The 25,247-nt window shown below is 58.5% G+C and carries 16 protein-coding genes; 12 read left to right on the forward strand and 4 right to left on the reverse strand.

Annotation, left to right across the window (positions count from 1 at the left end; genetic code table 11):
• The first annotated feature begins 90 nt into the window (after positions 1-90).
• The 5 genes from BW958_RS20640 (at position 91) to BW958_RS09085 (ending at position 11,867) form a co-directional block, all read left to right on the forward strand.
• Positions 91-8,943 carry an LPD38 domain-containing protein gene (locus BW958_RS20640; protein ID WP_076575420.1) on the forward strand — a complete coding sequence of 2,951 codons (8,853 nt, stop codon included), beginning with the start codon at positions 91-93 and terminating at the stop codon, positions 8,941-8,943.
• A 64-nt stretch (positions 8,944-9,007) separates the two neighbouring features.
• Positions 9,008-9,208 carry a hypothetical protein gene (locus tag BW958_RS09070; protein WP_076575421.1) on the forward strand — a complete coding sequence of 67 codons (201 nt, stop codon included), beginning with the start codon at positions 9,008-9,010 and terminating at the stop codon, positions 9,206-9,208.
• 718 nt (positions 9,209-9,926) lie between these two features.
• Positions 9,927-10,259, forward strand: a complete 333-nt coding sequence (locus BW958_RS09075) for a type II toxin-antitoxin system RelE/ParE family toxin (RefSeq protein ID WP_076575422.1) — start codon at positions 9,927-9,929, stop codon at positions 10,257-10,259.
• Between the two features lies 1 nt (position 10,260).
• Positions 10,261-10,545 (forward strand): NadS family protein, encoded by a 285-nt coding sequence (gene nadS / locus BW958_RS09080; RefSeq protein WP_076575423.1) that lies wholly within the window; start codon positions 10,261-10,263, stop codon positions 10,543-10,545.
• 350 nt (positions 10,546-10,895) lie between these two features.
• Positions 10,896-11,867: a substrate-binding domain-containing protein gene (locus BW958_RS09085; RefSeq protein WP_076575424.1), complete on the forward strand. Its 972-nt coding sequence runs from the start codon at positions 10,896-10,898 to the stop codon at positions 11,865-11,867.
• A gap of 22 nt (positions 11,868-11,889) precedes the next feature.
• Here BW958_RS09085 and BW958_RS09090 read toward each other — a convergent pair whose 3' ends face one another.
• Positions 11,890-12,210 (reverse strand): hypothetical protein, encoded by a 321-nt coding sequence (locus BW958_RS09090; RefSeq protein WP_076575425.1) that lies wholly within the window; start codon positions 12,208-12,210, stop codon positions 11,890-11,892.
• Positions 12,211-12,710: 500 nt separating this feature from the next.
• Between BW958_RS09090 and pheS the strand changes: the two genes are divergently transcribed.
• The 7 genes from pheS to cobB are packed head-to-tail and all read left to right on the forward strand — an operon-like array spanning position 12,711 to position 22,332.
• Positions 12,711-13,694, forward strand: a complete 984-nt coding sequence (pheS, locus tag BW958_RS09095) for a phenylalanine--tRNA ligase subunit alpha (RefSeq protein ID WP_076575426.1) — start codon at positions 12,711-12,713, stop codon at positions 13,692-13,694.
• Between the two features lie 12 nt (positions 13,695-13,706).
• Positions 13,707-16,094 (forward strand): phenylalanine--tRNA ligase subunit beta, encoded by a 2,388-nt coding sequence (gene pheT, locus BW958_RS09100; protein ID WP_076575427.1) that lies wholly within the window; start codon positions 13,707-13,709, stop codon positions 16,092-16,094.
• 3 nt (positions 16,095-16,097) lie between these two features.
• Positions 16,098-16,394: an integration host factor subunit alpha gene (gene ihfA, locus BW958_RS09105; protein ID WP_076575428.1), complete on the forward strand. Its 297-nt coding sequence runs from the start codon at positions 16,098-16,100 to the stop codon at positions 16,392-16,394.
• A gap of 46 nt (positions 16,395-16,440) precedes the next feature.
• Positions 16,441-19,653, forward strand: coding sequence for an ATP-binding protein (locus tag BW958_RS09110; RefSeq protein ID WP_179078840.1), 3,213 nt, complete (start codon positions 16,441-16,443; stop codon positions 19,651-19,653).
• Positions 19,650-20,882, forward strand: coding sequence for a response regulator (locus BW958_RS09115; RefSeq protein WP_076575430.1), 1,233 nt, complete (start codon positions 19,650-19,652; stop codon positions 20,880-20,882). The genes BW958_RS09110 and BW958_RS09115 overlap by 4 nt, the downstream gene beginning before the upstream one ends.
• A gap of 2 nt (positions 20,883-20,884) precedes the next feature.
• Positions 20,885-21,511, forward strand: coding sequence for a GNAT family N-acetyltransferase (locus BW958_RS09120; protein WP_076575431.1), 627 nt, complete (start codon positions 20,885-20,887; stop codon positions 21,509-21,511).
• A gap of 47 nt (positions 21,512-21,558) precedes the next feature.
• Positions 21,559-22,332, forward strand: a complete 774-nt coding sequence (gene cobB / locus BW958_RS09125) for a Sir2 family NAD+-dependent deacetylase (protein ID WP_076575432.1) — start codon at positions 21,559-21,561, stop codon at positions 22,330-22,332.
• A gap of 1 nt (position 22,333) precedes the next feature.
• Here the strand turns inward: cobB and BW958_RS09130 are convergent, their stop codons facing one another.
• From BW958_RS09130 to rbsB, 3 genes are all read right to left on the reverse strand, one after another.
• The gene (locus BW958_RS09130) at positions 22,334-23,344 is read right to left on the reverse strand and encodes a substrate-binding domain-containing protein (protein WP_076575433.1); all 1,011 of its coding nucleotides are present in this window, start codon (positions 23,342-23,344) and stop codon (positions 22,334-22,336) included.
• Positions 23,344-24,264 (reverse strand): ribokinase, encoded by a 921-nt coding sequence (gene rbsK / locus BW958_RS09135; protein ID WP_076575567.1) that lies wholly within the window; start codon positions 24,262-24,264, stop codon positions 23,344-23,346. Before rbsK ends, BW958_RS09130 begins: the two co-directional genes overlap by 1 nt.
• A 99-nt stretch (positions 24,265-24,363) precedes the next feature.
• Positions 24,364-25,242, reverse strand: a complete 879-nt coding sequence (rbsB, locus tag BW958_RS09140; protein WP_076575434.1) for a ribose ABC transporter substrate-binding protein RbsB — start codon at positions 25,240-25,242, stop codon at positions 24,364-24,366.
• Between the last annotated feature and the right edge of the window lie 5 nt (positions 25,243-25,247).

Raw genomic sequence — 25,247 nt, forward strand, 5'->3', positions numbered from 1 at the left:
ACCAGTCTGCCCGCTGGTCGCCATCACCCCATAAAGCCCTGATCGCTCACCCGGTCGGGGCTTTTCTTTTTTGCGCCGCGTGAGGAATTCATGGACAACAGCAACAATGGCCTGCCCCATCCCGACCAATCTGATACCCGCACCCAGGATTTCTGGCGCAATTTGAACGCCAACATCAATGGCAGCCCCAGTGCGACAACGCAAAGTGATGGCGCTGGCCTGTCTGATTACGCCAAGGCGGTGGGCTCCGGCGCGCTGGAGCTGGTTGGCGGAATTGGCGAACTGGCCAAGGGCGTGCAGCGTTATGGCGCCGAGAACGCAGGCAAGAGCGCCTGGGGTAATGTAGCCAGCACTATCGCGCCGCTCACCAAGCCGGTATCGGCCATCGGAGAGCTGGCGAAATCAGGCTCTGAAAAGCTGACCGGTAGCATGAGCCAAGGCGCCAAGGATGCCATGGGGCGCAGTCTGGTCAGTGAAGATGCCAATGGTAACCTCACGCTTGGCGATGGTATCGGTGATGTAGACGTGTGGGCCATGAAGATGGCTAATGGCATTGGCTCGCTACTGCCTACTATCGCCACTGGCGGCATTACTGGTGCTGCTGCCCGGGTCGCAATCGGCCGCTCTGTGGCTGAGTCCATGATCAAGCGCGGAGCCACCAAAGAAGTGGCAGAAGCCGTGGCCGCCAAGACCGTGGAGCGTTTTGCCACCACTGGCGCCACCACGGCCGGGGTAACTGGCTCGGTAGGCTCTACCGGTCAGCAAGCCAAAGAAGGTGTGCTTGGCATGAGCTTTGATGAGCTCAAGGGTAGTGAAACCTTCCGCGATGCGTTCCGCCGCATCGACATTGATCAGGAAACGTCACACCTTTCTGATCTTGAAAAGCTGTCTATGGCGCGGGAAGAGACCGCGAACGCGGCCAGCCAGTATGCTATGGGCGACGCCAAGACCTGGGGCGCTGCAGCTATTGGCACCATTATGGGCGACACCATGTTGTTTAAGATGTTGGCCGGCAAAGGGGTTGGCGGTGGAGTGCTGCGCGGTATGGGTAAAGGCGCCGCCGGTGAAGGCGTCAGTGAGGCGCTGGAAAGCGGCACCCAACAGTACGTGGCGAACCAGGCTCAGAATGATGTTGCCAATGCCAATATTGACCCGATGCAGGGTGTTAAGAGTGCAGCCATTGAAGGCGGTGTGATTGGTGCCGGAATCGGTGGCGGTGTGGGTGGCATTGGCGGTCTCCGTGGTGGTCATGAACAGGCTCAGCCCGAGGCGGATAACAGCGCCGAGCAGCAACCTGATGGCCAGCCGGAAGCGCCGACACCTGAGCAGACTTTTGCGCCTGAGCAAGCGCCAGCTGAAAGCGCCACTCAGCCTGGCCAGCAAGCGGCCGAGGATAATCAGAGCCCACTTGGGCCAAGCACTAGTAAGTTCGACCCGCTGCGCGACATCCCAGCCTATCAGCGCCAAGGCTTTGTGCGTGGCGGGCAGGATTTTCAAGGTACGCCTATCGTTCCACTGGAAGGGGAGTTGCTGGATCACGGCACTGGCGTCATGCCGCTCTCTGACAGCACCGAGCTGGGCGATCCTGTCAATCGCTCAACGCGCTATGAGGCTGCGCCCAACCGTGCTGCACTGGAAGGCCAGAGCAATGAGGTGGCCGGCCTGCCGTACACGCCAGCACCGCAGCAAATTGGACAGTCGGATACCATCTTTGCCGGTGGCGAACCCGGTGCCGATCAGCGCAATAGCGCCTACACCCCGCCGAGACTATCCCGCGATCACGTTGATACCAGCTTGGGGGAACAATCCACCCGCGATCCGCGCTCACCGGTTAGTCAGTCGATTGCCAATGCAGGCAGCGCCACCGATTCGGTGTTTGGCCCGTTGCAATCGCTGCGCGTGACCCGCAAGGGTAAGCCGTTCGCCACCGAGAAAGAAGCGGCCATGGCCAGCCGCAAAGATCAGGAGATGCCGGTCCCGCTCAACGGTGGCGGGTTTGGCGTGGCGCAGATTGCCGAAGTTCAGCAGGTGCAAGCCCAAGATCCAATAGCTAATACCGAAGCGCCCACTATTAACACCCCAGCAGATCAGCCAGCCGCAGGCGTAAGCGCTGAAACTGTTACGGCACCGGTTCAGGCCGAGGCCAGCCAAATCAAGCAACAGTCAAACAATCCTGAACCGTTGGATGCCGCCAAGCCAGTTGCTGAAACGGAACAACGAGGCCTATCCGAGGAAGATCTAAAAGATCGCGACCTGCTCAAGGAGCATGCTGGCCGCTGGAAATATCGAAGCTCAGTTGGTTCCGGCTGGTTTACTGCCAACACCAAGGAAGGCGCAGTTGAGCGTGCTCAAGAGGCTTATCGTAAGGCGATGTCAAAAGGCGAGTCAGTGCCTACCCGTGATGAGCGATTTGCACAGGCAAACGAAGATCTGTTTAGCGAAATGGACCGCCGCTACGGAAAGATGCCAATACCTGAGCTTGAAGCCGAGTATCGCCGCCTTGGTGGGGCGGTAAGCGATCTGCAACGCGCAGGGGCTGGCGAGTTCAACGGTGATGGCGGCCGTCGCACTGGCGCAGCGGTATCCAATGAAGGGGCGCGTCAGACCGGAGATGAGCGGTTGCGTCTGGGCCTTTACACGAAAATGCGCCAAGAGCGCGAAGGGGTAAGCAATGATACTCCCACAGTGGCTCCAGTCAGCAGTGAGCAGCAGGGTGATCAGCCAGGCGCAGGCGAACCAGTTTTACCAGTGGCTGAGCCAAGCACCGACGACGGTGCAGGAGTGCCCGCCGCAGATAATGCCGGTGGCGCAGCGCCTGATGCTGCATCAATGGAATCACAGCAAGATGACCAGGCACTAAACTGGTCAGAACCCAAGAGCGCAGAGGACTATCGCAAGGCGCAAGGCCGCCTGTTCGCTGGCGACATGAGCTATGCCGAGTTTAAAGCGATGAGCTGGGCCATGCTTGATAACGCCGGCGCACTGCGCGCCGAGCTTGAGCAGAAAACCAAGGCCGAGCTGCTGCAGATGATGAGCGCCTTTAACGCAGCACGTTACAAGAATGAGAAAAAGGCGGCCGTGGTCGAGGCGGCCTATAACCAGTTGCTTGGTGATCTGCGCTGGGCTGCCAATGGCAGCAGCAACACCATGAGTGAGACCTATTCGTTAGGCGGGAAGCGCCAATCTATTGAAGAGCGGGTATCGAGCGCGCTCGATGGGCTGACAGAGGGACGTTATCAGCAATTTCGTGACAAGCAGCGGGCCGATATGGCAGCGCTCGAGCGGCGCCGCGCTGCGCTCAAGCAGGCGTTGATTGACCCGCAGACACTGGAGGATTTTCGCGCCTTTGTCGAGCGCCGTGGCAGCGACAAGCTGACCACCGAGCAGCGCGCCCGCTACGAAGATCTGGTGGCAGCCAGCAACATGGATAAGCGCGAGGCTGTGCGTGATGCCAAAGCTGAGGCAAAGGTCACCGCGACCACTGCCGGCGACATCATCCAGACCAAGCACACCAAGACTGGCGAAGATCTGTTTGTGGTGCAGATGGGGGAGCGGGTAGACCGCGATACTTATAACACCGTCAACGCCAAGGCCAAGGAGATGGGCGGCTGGTATTCGTCGTTCCGAGGCAAGGGCGCGGTGCCAGGCTTCCAGTTCAAGGATAAAGCCAAAGCGGCTGAGTTTAAGGCGTGGCTGGCTGACGAAACCACCACACAAGCCAAACCGGATGCGGCACCCACCGAGATAACTGAGCCTTCCAATGAAGGCGGCAATGGCAAGCAGGTTGAGACGCTGCGCCAACGAGCTGATTCGGTGCGCGCCAAGGCAGATGCGGCGCTTAATGCCGAGCGCAAGGAAAACACCGCAAAGCGTGCCGGTCAGGCTGCCCACGCCCGGGCTAATGCCGAGCGGGATCTGCGCTTTGCTGACCTGCTCGATGCCATTGCGACAGGGATTGAGGCTGGCGAGATCACCTATTTGCGCAATCTGGCGAACGGGGCGCAACTTGAAGAGCTGCAGTCGGCCCTGAATCGCGGCCTGTGGATCCTGCCATCTACCAAGGTAGACGAGCTGGTGTCGCAAGGGGTGATCGAGCGCGATAACAACAGTCGGTATTCATGGAGCGACAAGGCCACGCCGGAGCAGCAAGTGGAAGGGGTAACCATGCCCGGCATGGATTACTACACTGACCGACTGCGCGATGCGGCGTTCAAGATGCAATCTGCCAGTGGCTTTAAGCAGGCCGGCGTCAAGATTATGAGCCTGGTCAAAGCAGCCACAAACCGCGACAGCAAGCGCGTGACCCTGAGCGATCCGGAGCTGATCGCCAAGCTCAAGGCGTTTGTGAATGGTAGCGATGATTTCAGCACCAGCACCATCAAGGATCAGATTGCCGGTTACAGCCGCTTGGAGCGGATGGGCATTACCAATCAGACCGAGCTGCGCGCCGCCCTGCGCGAGCTGGTGCGCCTGCAAAAGGGGCTGGATAAGCGCGCCCCGCAAAGCGACCCGCTCGCCGAGAAAACCAGAAACCTCAAGCTGCGTCTGCTTAACAATCGCAATGCCTTTATCGATTTCTTCCCGACCCCGGAGGAGCACGCCGCCGATCTGGTTGCTCGCGCCGGCATTGAGCCAGGCATGAAGGTGCTCGAACCCTCTGCCGGTCACGGCATGTTGGCCGATGCGGCTCGCGCTGCCGGTGCCAGTGTGGATGCGGTCGAGCTGGCCAGTGACCTGCGCGACATTCTGCAGACCAAGGGATACCCGCTGGTTGGCACCGACTTTATGGCCACCGAGGCCAAGGGCGACTATGACGCCGTGATCATGAACCCGCCGTTTAGCAATGACATGGATATTGACCATGTGCGCCATGCTTATGACCACCTCAAGCCAGGCGGTCGCTTGGTGGCTATCGTGTCGTCAATGGCCGGCGAGCGCAGCAATCGCAAGAACAAGGCGTTTTTAGTGTGGCTGGAGAGCCTGGGCGCAGAGCAGGAGGTGATGCCGGAAGGGGCATTTAAAGACTCCCTGAATCCGACCAGTGTTCGCACCAAGATTATCACTATCTCCAAGCCGGCATCGCTTGACACAGCCCGAGTCTCATTCTCAAAGCAATCTCAAACAGAAGGCCTCATTCCGGACAAGCACCTGACCCGCAAAGAGGCCGAACTGGTCACCCGTGAGTGGTTGAGGCAATACAAAGGGGTGGCCGGCATCGATATCCAGATCCATGCCACCCAAGCAGAGATGGAGCTGGCGCTAGGGTTGGAACCCAAAGAGGGGCTGATCCGCCGCGCAGCGTTCGACCGGGATGAATCCGGGTTGCATGTGGCCGCTGATACGATCAGCAGCCCACGCCATCTGCGCGAAATCCTGCGCCACGAGGTGCTGGCCCACTATGGGCTGGCTAATGTGCTGGGCGGTGGTGAGTACACCAACTTAATGTCCCGCATTATCGCTTCCAAAGATGACCCCTCGATGCGTGATGTGTGGCAGTGGGTAGAGACACACTATGCCGATGAGGATATCGGTGTGCAGGCCGAGGAGGTTGTAGCTCATCTTGCCGAGTTGGAGCCGAGCTCCTGGCGTCGCGGCTGGGAAAAGGTGGTGAACTGGCTAACCAAGGCGCTGCGTGCGGTCGGCTTTTTGCCATCGTCGCATGTCAGTGCCACCGAGATCCGCTCACTGGTGGAGGCGTTGGGTAACGAGCTGCAAGGCGGTAAATCGACGCAGGAACAGGAAGGGCCGCGTTTTAGCCAGCGCAAGTCTGATAGATCTTTTACTCCTGACGCTTATGACGCCAAAGCGTTCGCCAAGGAAGTGGAGTACACAGCCAACAACCCAGATTCAAGACAAGAGATAAGCATGGGCGATACGCCGTATGTGATGCAGCAGATCGGGCTGGACGGGATCGAGACTGTCTTGCCTGCGTCGGTGGTGCGCAAGGCAACAAACCCTGACGTGCGTGGCCACTCGGTGTCACTTGAAGTGCTTAAGGCGCTACCCGATCACTTGAGCGACCCTATTGCGATAATGCGGTCGAGAACAGAGCAGAGCGCGATTGTTTCTCTCATAGAGGCGACTGACCAGAACGGCGCACCAGTGATTGTGGCAATCCACAGCAATGTGAAAGGGAGCTCGCGCATTGAAGTTAACAAGATCGCGAGTGTCTACGGAAAGGACAATTTGGCAGCCTTGCAGCGCCAGTTGAGTGAGGACTTGGTTTATCTGGATAAAGAAAGAGCCACCCAATGGTTGCCGACAGTCAGGCTCCAATTGCCTGAGGCGGGCACCTCCCAAAAAGGTAGCTCTCGGAAAAAGGTACTCACCAAGGAGGATGTTGTCAATAAAGCAGGCCGCAACATTCACATGAGCCAGACCGCCACTGACAGCGCCATGGACAAGCTCAGTCTTGGCATTAAGCCCGATATCATCGACCGCGCCAAGGAGCGCCTAGAGGCGCTGCGCGGCACTGATAAATCGACCGTCAAGAAGTGGGTTGACCGCTTCATCAAGAAAGCAAACACCGAGATGCTCGATGCGCTGGCCCCCATCAAATACGCCGAGGATGCAGCTGGCGTGACGGAGGCGGGGGATTCTGGCTATGTGGCCGCCCGTCTGGCGTCGGGTTCGGCCGCCACCATGCAGGCCACCATGCTCTATGGTTTGCCGGAGTGGAAGGATGGGGTTATCCAGCGCAAGGCTGGCACTGGCGAAAGCGATGCGCTGCTCGGTATCTTTGAGGGGTTGGGCAAGGATCTGCACAACTGGTTGGGTTGGATGGCCGGCCACCGGGCGGAAATCCTGATGAAGGAGGGCCGTGAAAACCTGCTGACCTCCGATGAGATCGCCGCGCTCAAAGCGCTCGACAAGGGCAAAGAGGCGCAGTTTCAAGAGGCTAAGCAGAAGTGGAATGCTGTCAACAAGGCGGTGCTGGATCTGGCCGAAGAGGCAGGCTTGTTCACCAAAGCTGACCGCGCCAACTGGGAAAGCGAGTGGTATATCCCGTTCTTCCGCGAATCGGAAGATGGCGATGCCATGGCGCCTTTCAAGGCCAAGGGGCTGGCCAACCAGAGTGCCGGTATCAAGAAGCTCAAGGGCGGTACCGAGCACACCGCCGATCTGCTCGAGAACATCTTTTCCAGCACCGGCAAGCTGATCGATGCTTCCATGAAGAACATGGCCGCCCAAAAAATCGTGTGGAACCTGGCTGACACGGACCTGATTGAGGTGGTCAGCAAGCCCAACATGATGGACTGGCGTGCCATCAAGAACGGCCGTGAGCTGATAACCGTTAAGTTGGAAGGTGAGGACTACATGTTGCGGGTCAACGACCCCGATCTTTACCGGGCTATGACCTTCTTTGACCGCAAGCCGTTTGGCAAAGCCGTTCAGTTGGCGTCCAAGGCCAAGCGCCTATTGACTGCTGGTGTTACTGCCTCACCTGAATTTATGTTCCGCAACTTCATGCGTGACTCGCTCAGCGCATGGGCCATCAGCAAGGACGGCTTTAAACCGGTGGTTGATTCCATTAAGGGGATCAGGAAAACCCTGGCGATGGATGGCAACACGCTTGATGTGATGTTCTCCGGCGCCTCATTCTTGGGTGGCTACGTCAACGGCAATGACCCGGGGGCGATGGCTGACTCGGTGCGAAAGGCACTGCGTCGCAAAGGAATGACGCCAGAGCAGATCAGCAAGTACGAAAAGTCCATCATCCGTAACGCCAAGCAGGCGCAAGAGGTAATCGCTGGTGCGTGGGACAAGTACGCCAAGTATGGCGAGGCCTTCGAAAACGCTAACCGTGAGGCGGTCTATGATGCCGCCATCAAGGCCGGCAAGAGCCATGCACAAGCCGCCTTTGAAGCCAAAGACTTGATGGACTTCTCCATGCTCGGGGCATCGCGCTCCATGCAGCTGTTTGTTCAGTTACTGCCGTTCTTCAATGCCCGAGTGCAGGGTCTTGGCAAACTGGGGCGTGAGCTGCGTGATAACCCCCGCGCCATTGCCAAGCGAGCCGGTATGATCACCGCCGCTTCGCTGGCATTGCTGGCCATGAACTGGGATGACGACCGCTACAAAGACCTGCCTGACTGGGATAAGGACGCTAACTGGCACTTCTTCTTTGGTGACCAGCATTTCCGCATCCCCAAGCCGTTTGAAATCGGGGTGATGTTCGCCACCATCCCGGAGCGTATGGTCAGAGGGGCGGGCGGCGCTGATACCGGAGCGCAGTTCGGCAAGGCGCTGGCCCGCAGCTTTATGGATACCTTCGCGCTCAACCCAACACCACAGGTGGTCAAGCCGCTGGTTGAATCCTATTTCAACTACGACACGTTCCGTGGGGCGCCCATCGAGAACATGGCAGATCTGGCAGTGCGCGCCGAGGCGCGATACAACGAGAACACCTCTTTGCTGATGCGTGAGATCGGCCAAGCTACCGGCATGAGCCCCAAGAAGCTGGAGCACCTGATGATTGGCTACACCGGCACCATTGGTAGTTATGTGATGGCGGCGGCGGACGGCCTGATCCGGGCAATGTCTCCTGGCGAATCTGCTGCATGGCGTGCTGATGAGATCCCGGTGGTGAAGGCGTTCTATCGCGGCAGCGCGCCGGCCAAGTCCACCCAGCAGATGGATCAGTTCTATTCCATGCTGGACGAGGTGAACAAGCTCAAGCGAACCATCGATCAGTACCGAAAAGAAGGTATGACCGATGAAGCCAAGGCGTTGCTGGATGAGCAGGGCGGCATTCTGCGTGCTCGTGGAAACCTCACAAATACGCAGACGTTAATCAGGCAACTTCGCAATGAAATGGAGCTAATCCAGCGCAGCAAGGTTCTTACATCGGATCAGAAACGTGAGCGGCTTGATAAGCTCATGGCGAGGCGTAATAGGTTGGTAGCTTCCACGGTAAAACACGGCTTCCCGATGTGGTATTGACGGCCCTTAGATAGCCAGGGTAGTGGGTTTAAAATCACCTCACAAACACTATGAGGGCCAACGAATGGCCGGTATTGCTTTGATACTTTGGCTGATAGCCGGTGCGCTGATCAGCATCCACTTTGCACTGGCTATACCACCGTTTCTGATCGGTTGTTGGTTCATGCTCAAGGCCACCAATGCCAGCGTGGACAATGTGATCATGTGGCTGGGCACAGTCGCAGTTGTCGGATTTCTAGTTAATGTTTTGGTAAGGGCGTGGTGAAAATTTCCGCTGATTGATAGGAATGTCAACCTATTCGGAGGAGAGAGAACTCCACCCCAATAGTGGTCAAGGAATGACCAGGTAGGCCGCTTAGAGCTTTAAAAAAATGTTCACTTCATCGCTTCAGTCTCTGTGGTAGAGTATCAAAACACCTGTATTTGCATACAGTGTTCTACGGCCGTGAGGCCGATGGCAGTGATTGGAGTGGGCAGATGAAGTTACAGAGCAACGACAGCCCTGATAGGCGAGCGATTGGTTTGGAATTTGAGCGGCTAGCCGAGATGCTGGCATGTCTGGACATGGATAGAGTGACGAGGGCAGAGGTGGATAGCCAGGTGCAGAAGATGAGAGATTTGCTGAATTGAAGACCACAAAGCCTGCTATTTTTGCAGGCTTTTTGTTAGGGAATACGCAGAGTTGGGCCTTGTGAAATCAATAAGTTACGAAAGCTGCGCATTCCCCGAATCACGCTTAAAGTTTTGATTTTGAAGGATAAAAATGGGGATTTAAAATCCCTCGACCTTTGGTTGTGCGGGTTCGAGTCCCGCTCCGGGCACCAATAGAATCAAAGAGTTACGAAGGCCGCTAATGATAGCGGCCTTTTTGTTTTTGGCAAAATGGCGACAAAGTGGCGACAGCACAAAAGCAACATTGTTTCTTGATTTTGCGGCGTGTACTATGTACACCATGGTGTGAAGGTGTTCAAAGTGAGTGATGCGTGAGTCACGCGATTGAATTTATAGAGACGTCGATCTTCACTAAGCAGATAAAGGCCCTTGCGACTGACGATGAGCTCAGAGCATTACAGGCAGAGTTGATTGCCCAGCCAGAAAAAGGCGATTTGATCCAAGGTACTGGCGGCCTGAGAAAAGTGCGCATGGCAACAGGCCAGCAAGGGAAGAGCGGCAGTGCTAGGGTGATCTACTTTTTAGCGACCGTTGAAACGATATACCTAGTTCTGGCTTATGCGAAGAGTGAGAAAGAGAGCCTCACCAGCGCAGAAAAAGCAGAGTTGAAGAAATTGACCACGTTACTGAAAGGCGAGGTTTGATATGAGCGTGTTTGACGAACTGAAAGCTTCTCTCGAAGAGGCCATCGAGATCAAACGGGGTCGCGTAGAGCCTGCCGTACGGACAAAATATGAGGTTGCTGACGTCAAGGCTATTCGTCTGGCCCTCAAGGTATCGCAGCAGGAGTTTGCCCAAGCGTTGGGAACGAGCGTTGATACAGTCAAAAGCTGGGAAACCCGGCGTCGCAATCCGACTGGATTGGCTGCGAAGGTATTGATGCTTATGCAAGAAAAGCCAGATCTCTACAGTGAGCTAGCTGCACACTAAAGTTGGAATGACGAAAAAGATCGAGAAGAGGCTCCATGGTGTGAGCCTCTTTTGTTTTTCGATGGCTGTCTCGGTTAAACATCAGAGGGTGTTCAATATTCTGTGTCAGCCGATCATAGGTCAATATGAGCCTCGTATGACTATTTATTGCTATGATCAAACCATCCAGTGTTGAAAAGAGGTCGACGGATGGTGACTAATACATTGATTATCAAGAATCTAATCTCTGATAAGTCGTTGTGATATGGCCGACATTCAGCGTGTTGGTTATATCTCTCTTGGTAGTGAATCGTTTTAGCGTCGCCTTTTGGTTCACAAGTGAGTAAAGTGCGCGGCCCTGGGAGGAAGGTATGCGTTTGTTCATTGTGACGGTGTTATGGAGCCTGATGGTATTGCCTGCCATGACTGTCAGTGCTCAGTCATGTATTCAGGTCGTGCCTGGCGGTGCAGTTGAACTTTTTTGGCAACAGGTTAAGCGTGGCGCACTCGATGCCGGACGTGATCTGGGGTACTCAATCTATTTCCGAGGGGCCAAAACCTCCAGCCATGCACAGGAGCAACAGAAGATCGTCAATATGATAGGACGCTTGGGCTGTAAAGCCTTGGTGGTCGCGCCGAGCATGAATTACGACGAATTTATTGCGCAAACTGAAGCGCAAGGCATTCCGGTTATCTATATCGACAGAATGGCAGGTCAGTCTGACCTTATCGATCTGGTGGCCACTGACAATTACGCAGCCGGGCAAGCCGCTGGGCGTTATATGGCCGAGCAGTTGGGCGGTAAAGGGCGTGTTGTGTTGCTGCGCTTGCAAAAAGGGATCAGCTCAACTGATTTACGCGAGCAGGGATTTATCGATGCGGCGACAGCCTCCGGTTTGACCATCGTCCATGACAGTTATATCGGGGATGATGTCGCTGAGGGGAGGGTGTTGGCGCGCTCTGCACTGACCGCCTTGAAGGGGCAGTTTGACGGGATCTTCACGCCGAATGAAACCACCACCACCAGCGTGCTGCTGGCGCTGGAGCATCTGCCCGGGCATCAGCGGCTTGTGAATGTGGGGTTTGATATGAGCCATCGGCTGCTGGAGGGGGTCATCAACGGCCAGTTTTCAGCACTGATTGCCCAGCGGCCGTATCGAATCGGCTATGACGGGGTCAAGGTGGCGGCGCTGCGTGTACAACACCAAGGTGCCCCCCGGCAGACTGACACTGGCTATCTGGTTATCTCGAAAGCGGCGCTTGCATCCGGGAGCACTCGTGAGGAGCTCAAGATAAACTATCCCGAGCTGACTCAGATGCTGGAGCCCGGGCCGTCACAGTGACAACCTTCGTCAGCGCAGAAATTCAAACAGCTTCCACTTCTTCCAATACTTCCAGGCAGGCGCGAGCCTGTTTGCTACGCACCAGTGTCACCACTGATTTGATGGTAAAGGCTCCGCTGGCCTGATAGCACTCTTCGCACATGGGCAGCACCCAGTGGCGCGGATCATTAGTATGCTGGATATGCGCCGCGTGAGTGGCTCTGTTGTGGCAACCGGCCACATAACAGGTGGCCGGCCAGCGATGCTGGGTGACGCGCAGCCAGTGCTGTTGCCAAGAGGCGCAGCCGCACTCCGGTTGTTCCAAATCTGAGAGTTTGTGCCAATTGTTGACGGGCAGACTCATGGTATTACGCTCCATGTCATTATTGATTTCGTGATTAATTAGATAATAACGTTTTCATACGAGACTAACTGCGAAGCGGCTCGCATTTCTGCGGGTGGCAATCGTAAAGAGTGAAGGGGTCATGGCAGGTGTTGCCGGTCGGGTCTAGGCTTACAGAGCGTTCTCCTCTTGTTATCCATTGGGGTTCTATGGTTGGCCCGCCTGTCGCGGGCCTTTTTTTGTCTTCAGTTTGACCAACCGGTTGCCAAGGTGCTCATTTTTCATCTTTTTTTTCAAAAAACCACCAAACAGGGGGGCTCCGTCGGGACCCTATCAGCGGTATCGTCACTGCTAGCGAGACTGGCTGTGAGCGTTGGCATTGGCTCGGGTGTGGCGGCAAGGAAAATTGTCTGTTGCGGCGCAATATCCTAGGCAGGATCACGGTTTTTTTTGTACTATCATGCCCTTTCCGATTTTTTGCATAAGCAAGCTCCCGCGTCGGGAGTGTTGACGAGGAAATCATGCAGCAGCTTGAAGAAGTAGTCGGCCAAGCCAGGGCCGAGATCGAGGGGGCAGGCGATATCGCGTCGCTTGACGAGATCCGGGTCAAGTATCTGGGTAAGAAGGGTTTCTTTACCGAGCAGATGAAGGGGCTGGGTGCGCTGTCGCCCGAAGAGCGTCCTGCTGCCGGCGCCGTTATCAACCAGGCCAAGCAAGCCGTGCAGGATGCACTGGGCGAGCGCCGTGACGCGCTCGAAGCTGCCGAGCTCAACCGCAAGCTGGCTGCCGAAACCGTAGACATCACCTTGCCGGGCCGCCGCATTGAAAACGGTGGTCTGCATCCGGTGACCCGCACCATCGAGCGTATCGAGCGTCTGTTTGGTGAGATGGGCTTTAGCGTGGCCCGCGGTCCGGAAATCGAAGACGGCTTTCACAACTTTGATGCGTTGAATATTCCGGCGCATCACCCGGCGCGTACCGACCACGATACCTTCTACTTCAATCCTGATCTGATGCTGCGTACCCACACCTCGGGCGTGCAAATCCGTACCATGGAGAAGCAGCAACCGCCGATCCGCATCATTGCGCCGGGCCGTGTTTATCGTAACGACTACGACATGACCCACACCCCCATGTTCCATCAGGTCGAAGGCCTGCTGGTGGATGAGCACGTCAGCTTTACCGAGCTCAAGGGGATTTTGCATGACTTCCTGCGTAACTACTTCGAGGAAGATCTGACGATTCGTTTCCGTCCCTCCTATTTCCCGTTCACCGAGCCGAGTGCCGAAGTGGACGTAATGGGCAAGAACGGCCGCTGGCTGGAAGTGCTGGGCTGCGGCATGGTCCATCCGAACGTGCTGCGTTCGGTCGGCATCGATCCGGAGAAGTACTCCGGTTTTGCCTTCGGTATGGGCGTCGAGCGCCTCACCATGCTGCGTTACGGGGTCAATGACCTGCGTGCCTTCTTCGAAAACGACCTGCGCTTCCTCAAGCAGTTCAAGTAAGGGCGAGAGAACATGAAATTCAGCAAATCCTGGGTGATGGAGTGGGTCCGCACCGAGTTGAGTGATAACCAGCTGGCTGAGCAGATCACCATGGCCGGTCTGGAAGTGGACGCCGTTGAGGCGGTTGCCGGCCAGTTTAACAATGTGGTGGTGGGTGAAGTGGTCGAGTGCGCCCAGCATCCGGATGCCGATAAGCTGCGTGTGACCAAGGTGAACGTGGGTGAGGCCGAGCTGCTTGATATCGTGTGCGGCGCGCCGAACTGCCGTGCCGGGCTCAAGGTGTGTGTGGCCAAGGTAGGTGCAACCCTGCCGGGTGATTTCACCATCAAGAAAGCCAAGCTGCGCGGCCAGCCGTCCCACGGCATGCTCTGCTCCTTCAGTGAGCTGGGCATCGAAGTCGACGCCGATGGCATTATCGAGCTGCCGCAAGATGCGCCGGTCGGCACCGATGTGCGCGATTACCTGAGCCTCAACGATGTGACCATCGATGTGGATCTCACCCCAAACCGTGCCGACTGCCTTGGTATTGCCGGTCTGGCCCGTGAAATCGGTGTGCTCAATCGCGCCGACGTGGTCGAACCGACCTGGACGCCGGCTGCCGCCACGACCGATGCCCGTTTCCCGATCCGCGTCGATGCGCCGGCTGACTGCCCGCGTTACCTCGGCCGTGTTATCAAGGGGCTGAACCTTAAGGCGCAAAGCCCGCTGTGGATGCAGGAAAAGCTGCGCCGTGGCGGTATTCGCTCCATCGATGCCATCGTCGACATCACCAACTACCTGCTGCTGGAATACGGTCAGCCGATGCACGCCTTCGATCTGGCCAAGCTGGAAGGGGAGCTGGTGGTGCGTCGTGCCAAGGCCGATGAGCCGATGACCCTGCTCGACGGCAGCGACATCAAGCTTAAAGAGAACACGCTGGTGATTGCCGATAGCAAGGGTCCGGCCTGCATTGCCGGTATCTTTGGTGGCAACCGTACCGGTGTTAGCGAGACCACCACCGACGTGCTGCTTGAGTGCGCCTTCTTTGCGCCGCTCTCCATCACCGGTCGTGCCCGCTCTTATGGCCTGCACACTGATTCGTCTCACCGCTTTGAGCGTGGTGTTGATCCGCAGCTGCAGCACAAGGTCATGGACCGTGCCACCCGTCTGCTACTCGATATCTGCGGCGGCGAAGCCGGTCCGGTGATCGAGGTCAAATCCGACGAGCATCTGCCCAAGGCATCACCCATCACGCTGCGTCGCAGCAAGATGGAGCGCGTTATCGGTATCCAGATCGCCGATGAGCAAGTGGTCGAGATCCTGACCCGTCTGGGCATGCAGGTAACCGCCACGGCCGAAGGCTGGACTGCACTGGCGCCGTCCTGGCGCTTTGACATGGCTATTGAGGAAGACCTTATCGAGGAAGTGGCCCGTATCTACGGCTACAACAACATCCCGAACCTCAAGCCGACCGCTTCGCTCGCCATGATTGAGCAGGCTGAAGGACAGGTGACCCTCAAGCGTGTGCGCAACCTGTTGGTTGATCGCGGCTTCCAGGAAGCAATTACCTACAGCTTCGTCGATCCCAAAACCCAGCAAGCGCTGTTCCCGCAAAGCGATGCCATCGTGCTGCCCAATCCCATCTCGGTGGAGATGTCGGCCATGCGCGTATCGCTGTTCCCGGGGCTGGTGCAGGCGGTGGTTTATAACCAGAACCGCCAGCAGCCGCGTGTGCGCCTGTTTGAGCAGGGTCTGCGTTTTATCAAGGACGCGAGCGCCGAAAATGGCATCCGTCAGGTGCCGATGCTGGCCGGCATCATCACCGGTAACCAGAGCGACGAACATTGGGATGCCAAGGCACGCGCTGTCGATTTCTTCGATCTGAAGGGCGATCTGGAAGCAGTGCTGGAGCTGACCGGTGAAGGGGCCACATTTAGCTTCGAGCGTGCCGAGCACAGTGCGCTGCATCCGGGCCAGTGCGCCGAGATTTTGCGTAATGGCGTGGTGATTGGCCACATGGGCGTGATCCACCCGAGCCTTGAGAAGACGCTGGGTCTTAAGAGCCGTGCAGTCTTGTTCGAAATCGAACTCGACAAGCTGACGCCGGCCAAGGTGCCTGCCGCGACCGAGGTTTCCAAGTTCCCGGCCAACCGCCGTGATATCGCGGTCGTCGTTGACCGTCAGATTCTGGCTGGTGACGTTTTGAGCGTTATTAAAAAAGTTGGCGGAAATCAGGTAGTTGGAATAAACTTGTTTGACGTATACCAGGGCGCTGGCATGGCAGACGACAAGAAGAGTCTGGCAATCAGCCTGGTGCTGCAAGATACCCAGCGCACGTTGGAAGAAAAAGAGATCGCCGAGACTGTGGAGAGAGTGGTCAAGGCGCTTTCTGATGAGTTGAACGCATCCTTGAGGGATTGATCTATGGCGCTGACCAAAGCCGATATTGCAGAGCACCTGTTCACCCAGCTTGGGATGAGCAAGCGCGAGGCCAAAGAATTGGTGGAAGCCTTCTTTGAAGAGATAAGAATGTCGCTCGAACGGGGCGAACAGGTCAAAATCTCCGGCTTCGGTAACTTTGATCTTCGTGAGAAGAACCAGCGTCCGGGTCGTAACCCGAAAACCGGTGAAGATATTCCCATTACGGCCCGGCGGGTCGTGACCTTCCGTCCCGGGCAGAAGCTCAAGGCAAGGGTCGAGAATGTCGAGCCGAAAAGTTGAGATGAAGCCAGGCATTGCCTGGCTTTTTTCAATCTGGTTTTTTTGCGTGTCCGCGGTTGCGGACACGCTGCCTTTGCGCGAGCCAATTCGCGACTATCTGGCGTGGCGCCAATCTCTGACCCTTTGCGTTCCCAGGATCCATTATCCCCCTTATCTGTTTGATCACCGGGGTATGGTGCCTGATCTCTCCTGGCAGCTTGCCGAGCTGCTGAAAGTTGGGCTCTCGACCCATACCTATCCCAGCTGGGAGAAGGTCAAGGAGGCGTTTAACCAGGGTGAGTGCGATTTGGTGCCGGTACTCGGGCCCGAAGAGCTGGAACACGAAACAGCGGCGCAGAGCCAGCCACTGCTGACGGTAGAGCCTGCACTACTGTATCTGCCACAAGAGAGTAATGGCCCGGTGCTGCTGCAGCCGGCGTGGTACGCCGATGAGTTGTTACAGCGGATCCTGCCCGGCCATCCGGTGCGTGCCTTGACCCCTGGCTCGTCGCCCATTCCCCTGTTGCAGCAGGGCAAGGGCTATGCCTATCTCGGCGATTATCTCTCGGAGCGCGAGCTGCTGCGGCAACACCCTGAGCTCGATATTCATATGCGCACGCTGGATCGGCGTGAATGGCAGATGTCCCTGCGCATGCTGGTCCGTCCTGAGCCTCTGCTGCTTGAGGCGGTCAATAGCGCCATTCGCTACCTACCGCCAGCAAACGTCTATCGGGTGCTGGATAACTATGTCCCCAACGCCACCCATGCCATTAACCAGACCAAGTGGAGCGATGATGAGCAATCCTGGCTGGCGCGCACCCGGGTGCTGCGGGTGGTGGCAAACCCGGGTTTACAGCCCTTTTCAGGCGTAAGTCGCACCGGTCAGCCCACTGGCTGGTCAATGGATGTGCTGCAAACCCTGCTTAAGAGTCACGGTATCGCGCTAGAGTGGCTGCAGGGGCGCGACCGGGAGGAGAGCCTCAAACTGGTGGAGCAGGGGGAGGCTGATCTGATGCTGGGCTTGGTCGAGTCGAGTGACTTGTCGAGCCGACTGCGCTTTACCCGGATCATGGCGATGAGCCGTTGGGCGCTGCTCAGTGCCCGTGGCAGTTATCATCATCTCTCCGACGTGGATGGAGAAGAGGTGCTAGTGCCTGCCAGCTTGTGGGATCCCTCCTTACTGGCGCAGCTTGGCAACGCGCGCTGGAAACAGGTGCCCTCGATTGTCGATGGGGCGGAGCGGCTGCGCCGCGGAGAGGGTGTGGCGCTGTTGGCGGACCTTTACCAACTGCAATATCCGCTACGTCTTAACCAGCTGCACGATCTTTCCATCAGCGATCTGGTCGATGAGCGCTGGGGGCTGGCCTTTGCGGTCTCGCCTCATCAACCCATGCTGGCCAAGATCCTCGATAAGGCGATGATGACGGTCACCCCCGGCCAGCAAGATGAGTTGCGCCAGCGCTGGCTGCAGATCTCGGTCACCCAGGTTGAAGGGGTGAGCTACGGGGTCTGGATAGGCTCGTCACTGGGGATTTTGCTCATTGGCGGAACCATCACCCTGTTTATCTGGCGCTCAAGGCGCATGCTGGCTGATGAGGTGGAGCGCCGCCGCGAAGTGGAGTTGGGCCTGTCAGAAGCACGTCAGCGCGCCGAAGCCGCAGCAGAGGCCAAAGGCCGTTTCTTGGCGGCCATCAGCCATGAAATTCGCACGCCGATGAACGCCATTATCGGGTTACTCGAGTGGCTGGCCGGTACGCCGATGGCGACCGATCAGGGGAGAGCGCTGGAGCGGGTTCGCATGGCCACTGATGAGTTGCTTGGGCTACTCAACGACATCCTCGATTTTACCCGTAATGAGAGCAGCCGGTTGGCGCTGACCCCGCAGCGGGTCGATTTGGCGCTGCTTTGCGAGCAGGTGGTGGCCATTCACTGGCCCAAGGCGCTGGACAAGGGGCTGCGTTTGAGTGTGCGCATCACCCCCGAGCTTCCCACCACCTTGTGGCTCGACCCGCACCGGGTCTCACAAATCCTGCATAACCTGCTTTCCAACGCCATCAAGTTCACCGCGCACGGTGAGGTGCGTCTTCGCGTCAGCCGTGACGAGGCGAGCCTGCTGCTAGCGGTAGAAGACCAAGGTCCCGGCATCGATCCGGCTTTGCGACCGCGCCTGTTCCTCCCCTTTGAGCAGGGGCTGGAAGCGCGCCGGCAGGGGCAGGGGACGGGTCTTGGACTTGCCATCTGCCATCAATTGGTCACCTTGATGGGGGGCGACATTGGCGTCTCGGAGCGGGCGGTGGGCAGCTGTTTCTGGTGCCGTCTGCCACTTCGTGAAGCCGAACATCCACTGCCACGGCGGCCGGTGACGAGCGCAGTCAACCTGCAATTGCCCGAGCGGGAGGCCGAGCAGGTGCGCCGCTGGCTGCAACGCTTGAGGATCAGTGAGCGTGTTGATGGGGCGGTGTTGGCCGCTATCCATGATGAACAGGGGGCGCCGGCTTGGCAGTGGGGCAGCGTTCGTTTGGTGCCAGGAAGCGTGCTGAGCGCTCTGGTGGAGCGTGTCGATGACGAGCCGCTGGATCAACCTGCCGCCGCAGCCGGATTACGGGTTTTGCTGGTCGAAGATCACGATCTCAATCGCCGGGTTCTGGCCATGCAGTTGGGCCAGCTTGGCGCCGAGGTGTGCACCGCCGTGGATGGCGTGGATGCACTGGCCAAGTTGAGCGAAGGGCTCAGCGTGGATCTGGTGCTGACCGATCTGCAGATGCCGCGCATGGACGGTGCCGCCCTGTGTGACGAGATAAAACGTGATCCCCGTTGGCAATCTTTGCCGGTTTATGTGATTACCGCTGATCTCAGCGTTCAGTCGGCCGAGCGATTGGCCGCTTGTGGTTGTAGTGGCCGGCTCGATAAGCCGGTGCGCCGCCAGGAGTTGGCGGCCCTGCTCCATCGTCAGGCGCCCGGAGAGCAGAGCGCGGTGCAGCCAACATCCAGTGAGCCCGCGTCGCTAGCATCGGCGCTTCTGCTTGATGAGGCGACCGTGACCATTTATCTGCAGACCCATCGGCAGGATCTGGCCAAGCTGGCCGAATGCTGGCGCTGTGGTGATAAGGCGGGTTGGGCTGCGCAATTGCATCGCATCAAGGGCTCGGCCAAAATGGTAGGGTCAGACAAACTGGTCAGACTAGTTGAGCGGTGGCAGGCTGATCCGACATGGGATGGCATTGGTGCTCTGGAGCAGGCAATTGACGAGGAAACGCTCAGATTGCGAGGTGAGTCATGAGTATCATCAGCGATGAAGAGCTCTATGCATTGCTTGAAGGCGTAGATGCAGAAGGGGAAGAGTTTCGCCCGCTCTGCCTCTATGCGCTGGATGATGTCAGTTATCGTCAGGCACGGCGTCAGTCGCTGCCTGCAGAGTTATCGCTGCGCCGGGTCGAGCCCCAGGCGCACTGGCAGTGGAGCAGCTGGTTTGGTAAGAGCCAGTTTGCGCTCTACTCCCCGGCCCTTTATAGCAGCAGTCCGCTCAATGCGGTGTTGCACCACGCGCACGGTGTGCTGCCAGTGGATGGACCCTGGACAGAGGTAATTGATGCGGCGCTACTCGCCTGGCATCAGTGGCTGGCGAGCCAGCGCGTGATTGTTCTGGAAGATCATCCGTTTCAAGGAGCCCAGATCGCGGCGCTGGTCCGGCAGATGGGTCCTGCCTGCGATCTGGTCGCCGATGGTGATAGCTTGCTGATGGCGCTCAAACAGCAGCAGTATGATTGGCTGATAAGCGACTTGGCGCTGGCCGGGGACGACGCCATTCATGTGCTCGGCGCTCAGCCTTCGCTGTCGTTGCCGGTGATCTTGCTCTCGGCCCATGATCAGACGCTGGTGGATGGGGCGGCCCGTCTGCTGGCCGATAAAGGCGTGCGGGTGGTCGGCGCGTTTACCAAACCGCTTGAACCCTCACGGTTGCTGCCGGTGCTCTACCAACTGTACGAAGGGCGACCGACCTTGCCAGCCCGGCGCACTGACAGTCGTCGTATCCAAAACTGGTCTGGCGCCTCGTTAGGCGTGCTGGCTACCCGCGCTGCCATTGTGCCGGTCGGCGAGCGGCGCTGGGTGCTGCTCGCCAGCCTCGATATGAACTGGGAGACGGTCAAACAGTGGCTGGCCGAGGAGGGGCGCTCCCCGGCAGAATTGACGCTGGTGGTGCGCTCGCAAGACGCCCTGTTAAGTTTGCCCGAGCGCTTTTCGCTGGCGTTGCAGGCTCGTTTGGCCGGCGCCACGCTGGCACTGCTGATCGACCGGCCGGAGCGGCTGTCGTTTGAGTTGCTCGAGCGATTACCGCTAGAAGCGATCCTGCTTGGGTATCGGGTGCAGCCGCAGCTCGATCATGGTGGGCTGCTCGATAGTTTTTTGCAGCGCACCCGCGAGCGAGGCTGCCAGATCTATCTGGATGACCCCTATGCCCTGCTGGATGCCCGTTGGTGGGAAGAGCGCGGCTTTCACGGGCGCTGGTAACCATGACGCCGCGCTACCACTGCTATCCCGGTGAGCCGGAGCGACTCTCGCAGGCGCTGGCCGGATGGCAATGGCCGCGCAGCCGCGCCGAGCTGCCGATCACTTGGCAGCTCGGCGCTGAATCTCTTATCTTGCGTGAGCTCACACCGGCCGATGGTGACGCCTTGGTGCAGGCGTATGCTGAGCTCAGCGACCGGACGATTTATCTGCGTTTTATGCGCGCCAAACGCCGGCCCAGTGCCGAGCAAGTCGCAGCGTTTACCCAATTCTCCCCTGAGCAGCAGTGCTCGCTGCTGCTGTGCGACAGCGCCGGTTTGCCGGTGGCTCACGCGCAGTCGATTCGTCGTGTGCGCCAGAGCGGACGCGCGGAGTTTTCCTGTCTGATTGCCGACCGTTACCAAGGCAGAGGCATCGGTCGGCGCCTGCTGTTGGCGCTGGCTCTATTGGCGCGCAGCGAAGGGGTCAGCGAGTGGCTGGCTGATGTGCTGGCCGAGAATCGCCCCATGCTGCAACTGCTCCATCATCTCGGTTTGCCGCTGTCGCTGGTGACCGGCCGCTCTATGGTGTTTGTCCGGCTTGATCTGACGGTGCTCGACCCTTGGCTAGGGGCTTCGACCAAGGGCGAATAGGCACGGTTTGTCGGGGCATGCTAGGGTCAAGAAAACAGGGAGGGGTTATGGAGCGACGCTACCAACACATTGTCATTCTGACCGGCGCCGGGATCTCGGCCGAATCGGGGATCAAGACCTTTCGTGCCCACGACGGCCTATGGGAAGAGCATCGCATCGAGGATGTGGCGACGCCGGAAGGATATGCCCGCGATCCCCAGCTGGTGCAGCGCTTTTATAACGAGCGGCGTGCCCAGTTGCAACAACCCCAGGTGCACCCCAACCCGGCGCACTATGCGCTGGCTCGCCTTGAGCGCCTGTTTCCCGGCACCGTTACGCTGGTGACCCAGAACATCGACAATTTGCACGAAGCGGCCGGCAGCAAGCAGCTTATCCACATGCACGGCGAGCTGCTCAAAGCCCGCTGTCCGCACTCGGGCCAGCTGATTGAGTGGAAAGGGGCGCTGAGTGAACAGGATCTCTGCTCCTGCTGCCAGTTTCCGCAGCCACTGCGCCCGCACGTCGTTTGGTTTGGCGAGATGCCCATCGGACTGGATCGCATTTATGCGGCGCTGTCGCGCTGTGATCTGTTTATTGCGATTGGCACGTCGGGCGCTGTTTACCCGGCTGCCGGGTTTGTCCATGAAGCGAGCCTGTCAGGCGCCCATACCCTTGAGCTCAATCTCGAGCCGAGTGAGGTGGAGAGTCAGTTTGACGAGAAGCGCTATGGGCCGGCATCGCGCATTGTGCCGGAGTTTGTCGACGAATTGCTGGCAGAGCTCGGTGTGGCCAAGGCGCAGGCAGTGGGGGATTTGCTCGGCTCGCCCCCGCCGCTGCAATAGATCAGGCGGCGCTCGGCGCGCAGCAGGAGGCTCTGATAACCAGGTTGGGCTCGAGCTTGATCAAACGTCCCGAGCCCGCATCGCCGTTAATACGACTCATCAGTTGGGTAACCGCCAGGCGACCGAGCTCCTCTTTGGGCTGGTTGATGGTGGTGAGCGGCGGTGACATAAACTCGGCCAGTGCCACGTTGTCATAGCCGATGATCGAGATGTCATCGGGCACCTTGAGTCCGGCAGCGGTAGCCGCACTGATGGCGCCCATGGCCATCAGATCGTTGCAGACAAACAGGGCGGTGGGGCGATCTGGCAAGGTCAGCAGCGCCTGCATGGCGCGATGGCCGCTGGCGCAATCAAAATCCCCTTCCCACAGCCACTGCGCTGGGCACTCCAGACCCGCCTCTTGCAGCGCGTCGTGAAAACCGGCAACTCGCTCGGCCCCGGGCGCCCGCTGGCTCGGTCCGGTGATGCAGCCAATCTTGCGATGGCCAAGTTCAATCAGATGGCGGGTGGCCAGCCAGCCGCCGTGGCGCGAGTTATCTGCAATCAGATCCACCTCACCACCGCTGTTACCCCAGTCCATTTGCACCACGGGCAAGTCTTTGAGCCAACCGAGTTGACTCAGTACCTCTTGCTGCCCTTCGCTGCACATCACCAGCAAGCCATCGACCCGCTTTCTTAGCATCATCTTGAGGTAGGAGAGGGCCGTTGCCGCTTCCCCTTCGGTGTTGCCGAGCATCAGGTTGTAGCCCTGCTCGAAGCAGTAGCGCTCTACCCCGCGCACCACTTCGGCAAAGAAGGGGTTACTTGAGGTGGTGACCAGCATACCGATACTGTGGGTCTCTTTGACCTTGAGGCTGCGGGCGACCAGGCTCGGGGCGTAGTTGAGATCGCGCATGGCGGCGAAGACCCGCTCGCGGGTCTCTTCGGCCACAAAACGGGTCTCGTTGATGACGTGGGAGACGGTGGTGGTGGACACCCCCGCCATGGTCGCCACATCACGGATGTTGGCCATCAGCCACGCTCCTTGAGAAAGGCGGTGACTTCATCAAGGGTCGGAATCGAGCTCTGGGCACCAAAGCGGGTGACAGATATGGCGGCGGCCGCGTGGGCAAAACGGATGGCGCTGTGGGTATCGCTGCCACGCAGCTGCTCGGCAAGAAATGCGCCGTTGAAGGTGTCACCGGCTGCAGTGGTGTCGGTGGCGCTGACGCGAAAGCCCGGCACCAGAGCCGCTTGGCCGCCTTCGCTGACATACACCCCTTGCGAGCCCATGGTGATCATCACGCTTTGGATACCCATGGCGTGAAAGCGCTCTGCCGCGAGGCGTGCAGAGGCCTCATCGGTGACGCTGATACCGGTCAGTAGCTCCGCTTCGGTTTGGTTCGGCGTAATGAGATCGACCAGTGCCAGCAGGGCCGGTGGCAGCGGCTGGGCTGGCGCCGGGTTCAACACGACACGGGTGCCGCCGGCACGGGCCACTTCGGCGGCGCGTTGCACGCTGGCGAGCGGGACTTCCAGTTGCAGCAGCAAGGTGTTGGCATCGGCAATCAGCGCGGCGTGCTGCTCGACCACGGCCGGGGTCAGTGCACCGTTGGCTTCGGCCGAGATGCCGATGCTGTTTTCCCCTTCATCGCTCACATAGATGATGGCGATGCCGGTCGGCAGGGCAGGGTCGCACTCGACGGCGCTCACATTAATGCCGTCACGGGCAAAACCATCACGCATCTGGTGGCCGATGGCATCGTCACCGATGCGGGCGATAAAGCCGATGTCAGCGCCAAGACGCGCCGCAGCGACGGCCTGGTTGGCACCTTTGCCGCCCGGCAGCACCTGATAACTATGGCCGCACAGGGTTTCACCGGGGCGCGGAAAATGGGGTACGCGCAAAACATGGTCGGCATTGACGCTGCCGAGAACGACAAGTTGGTTCATCATCCTATTTCCTGATTCGAGTCTGATACGGCTTGCATTGCTGCCGGTATCCAGCAGCAGGGCAAGCAATACGGGGCAGCCGAGGCTGCCCCTGCAAGCTTACTTGGTGACCAGTTGCAGCGGAACCGGAATAGAGGCCGGAACGGTCTCACCCTTGAGTACCTTGTCGGCCGTTTCCACGCCGATGGCACCGATAAGGGCCGGTTGCTGAGCCACGGTTGCCGCCATCTTGCCCTTGGCAACGGCAGCCTTACCATCGTCAGTGCCGTCGAAGCCGACGATCATGACCTCTTTACCGGCAGCCTGTACGGCGCGGATGGCGCCGAGTGCCATTTCGTCGTTCTGGGCAAACACGGCTTTCACTTCCGGCTGGGCGGCCAGCAGGTTTTCCATGACGTTCAGACCCTTGGTACGGTCAAAATCGGCCGGCTGGGAAGCGAGTACCTTGAAGTCGTTGGCCTTAACGGCCAGCGCGAAACCTTCACCACGGTCACGAGCGGCAGAGGTACCGGCGATCCCTTCCAGCTGGATTACCTTGGCGCCCTTACCCACCTTCTGGGCGATGTAGTCACCGGCCATCTTGCCGCCAGCGACGTTGTCAGAGGCGATGTGCGCCTTGACCTTGCCCTGGGCGGCGCCACGGTCGAGGGTCAGCACCGGGATATCGGCACGGTTAGCCAGCACGATGGCGTTACCCACGGCGGCTGAATCGGTCGGGTTGATCAGGATGGCGTTGACCTTGCGGACGGTCAGATCTTCCACGTTGGCAAGCTCTTTGGCCGGGTCATTTTGCGAATCCAGCACAATGATCTTGTAGCCGAGCTCCTTGGCTTTGGCCTCGGCCCCGTCTTTGAGGGTCACGAAGAAGGGGTTGTTCAGGGTAGAGACCACCAGAGCCACCGTTTTGTCAGCAGCATGAGCAGTGGTGCCCATGACGGAGAGAACGGCAGCGGCGAGCAGGGTATGGATTTTCTTCATCGTTT

The sequence above is a fragment of the Aeromonas sp. RU39B genome, from assembly GCF_900156095.1.
In the GTDB taxonomy this organism is placed as follows: Bacteria; Pseudomonadota; Gammaproteobacteria; order Enterobacterales; family Aeromonadaceae; genus Aeromonas.

What these genes read in the sequence shown, in the direction of transcription:
- BW958_RS20640 (WP_076575420.1), top strand. Translation starts at nt 91, where the DNA reads ATGGACAACAGCAACAATGGCCTGCCCCATCCCGACCAATCTGATACC.
- BW958_RS09070 (WP_076575421.1), top strand. Translation starts at nt 9,008, where the DNA reads ATGGCCGGTATTGCTTTGATACTTTGGCTGATAGCCGGTGCGCTGATC.
- nadS (WP_076575423.1), top strand. Translation starts at nt 10,261, where the DNA reads ATGAGCGTGTTTGACGAACTGAAAGCTTCTCTCGAAGAGGCCATCGAG.
- BW958_RS09085 (WP_076575424.1), top strand. Translation starts at nt 10,896, where the DNA reads ATGCGTTTGTTCATTGTGACGGTGTTATGGAGCCTGATGGTATTGCCT.
- BW958_RS09090 (WP_076575425.1), bottom strand. Translation starts at nt 12,210, where the DNA reads ATGAGTCTGCCCGTCAACAATTGGCACAAACTCTCAGATTTGGAACAA.
- pheS (WP_076575426.1), top strand. Translation starts at nt 12,711, where the DNA reads ATGCAGCAGCTTGAAGAAGTAGTCGGCCAAGCCAGGGCCGAGATCGAG.
- pheT (WP_076575427.1), top strand. Translation starts at nt 13,707, where the DNA reads ATGAAATTCAGCAAATCCTGGGTGATGGAGTGGGTCCGCACCGAGTTG.
- ihfA (WP_076575428.1), top strand. Translation starts at nt 16,098, where the DNA reads ATGGCGCTGACCAAAGCCGATATTGCAGAGCACCTGTTCACCCAGCTT.
- BW958_RS09115 (WP_076575430.1), top strand. Translation starts at nt 19,650, where the DNA reads ATGAGTATCATCAGCGATGAAGAGCTCTATGCATTGCTTGAAGGCGTA.
- BW958_RS09120 (WP_076575431.1), top strand. Translation starts at nt 20,885, where the DNA reads ATGACGCCGCGCTACCACTGCTATCCCGGTGAGCCGGAGCGACTCTCG.
- cobB (WP_076575432.1), top strand. Translation starts at nt 21,559, where the DNA reads ATGGAGCGACGCTACCAACACATTGTCATTCTGACCGGCGCCGGGATC.
- BW958_RS09130 (WP_076575433.1), bottom strand. Translation starts at nt 23,344, where the DNA reads ATGGCCAACATCCGTGATGTGGCGACCATGGCGGGGGTGTCCACCACC.
- rbsK (WP_076575567.1), bottom strand. Translation starts at nt 24,264, where the DNA reads ATGAACCAACTTGTCGTTCTCGGCAGCGTCAATGCCGACCATGTTTTG.
- rbsB (WP_076575434.1), bottom strand. Translation starts at nt 25,242, where the DNA reads ATGAAGAAAATCCATACCCTGCTCGCCGCTGCCGTTCTCTCCGTCATG.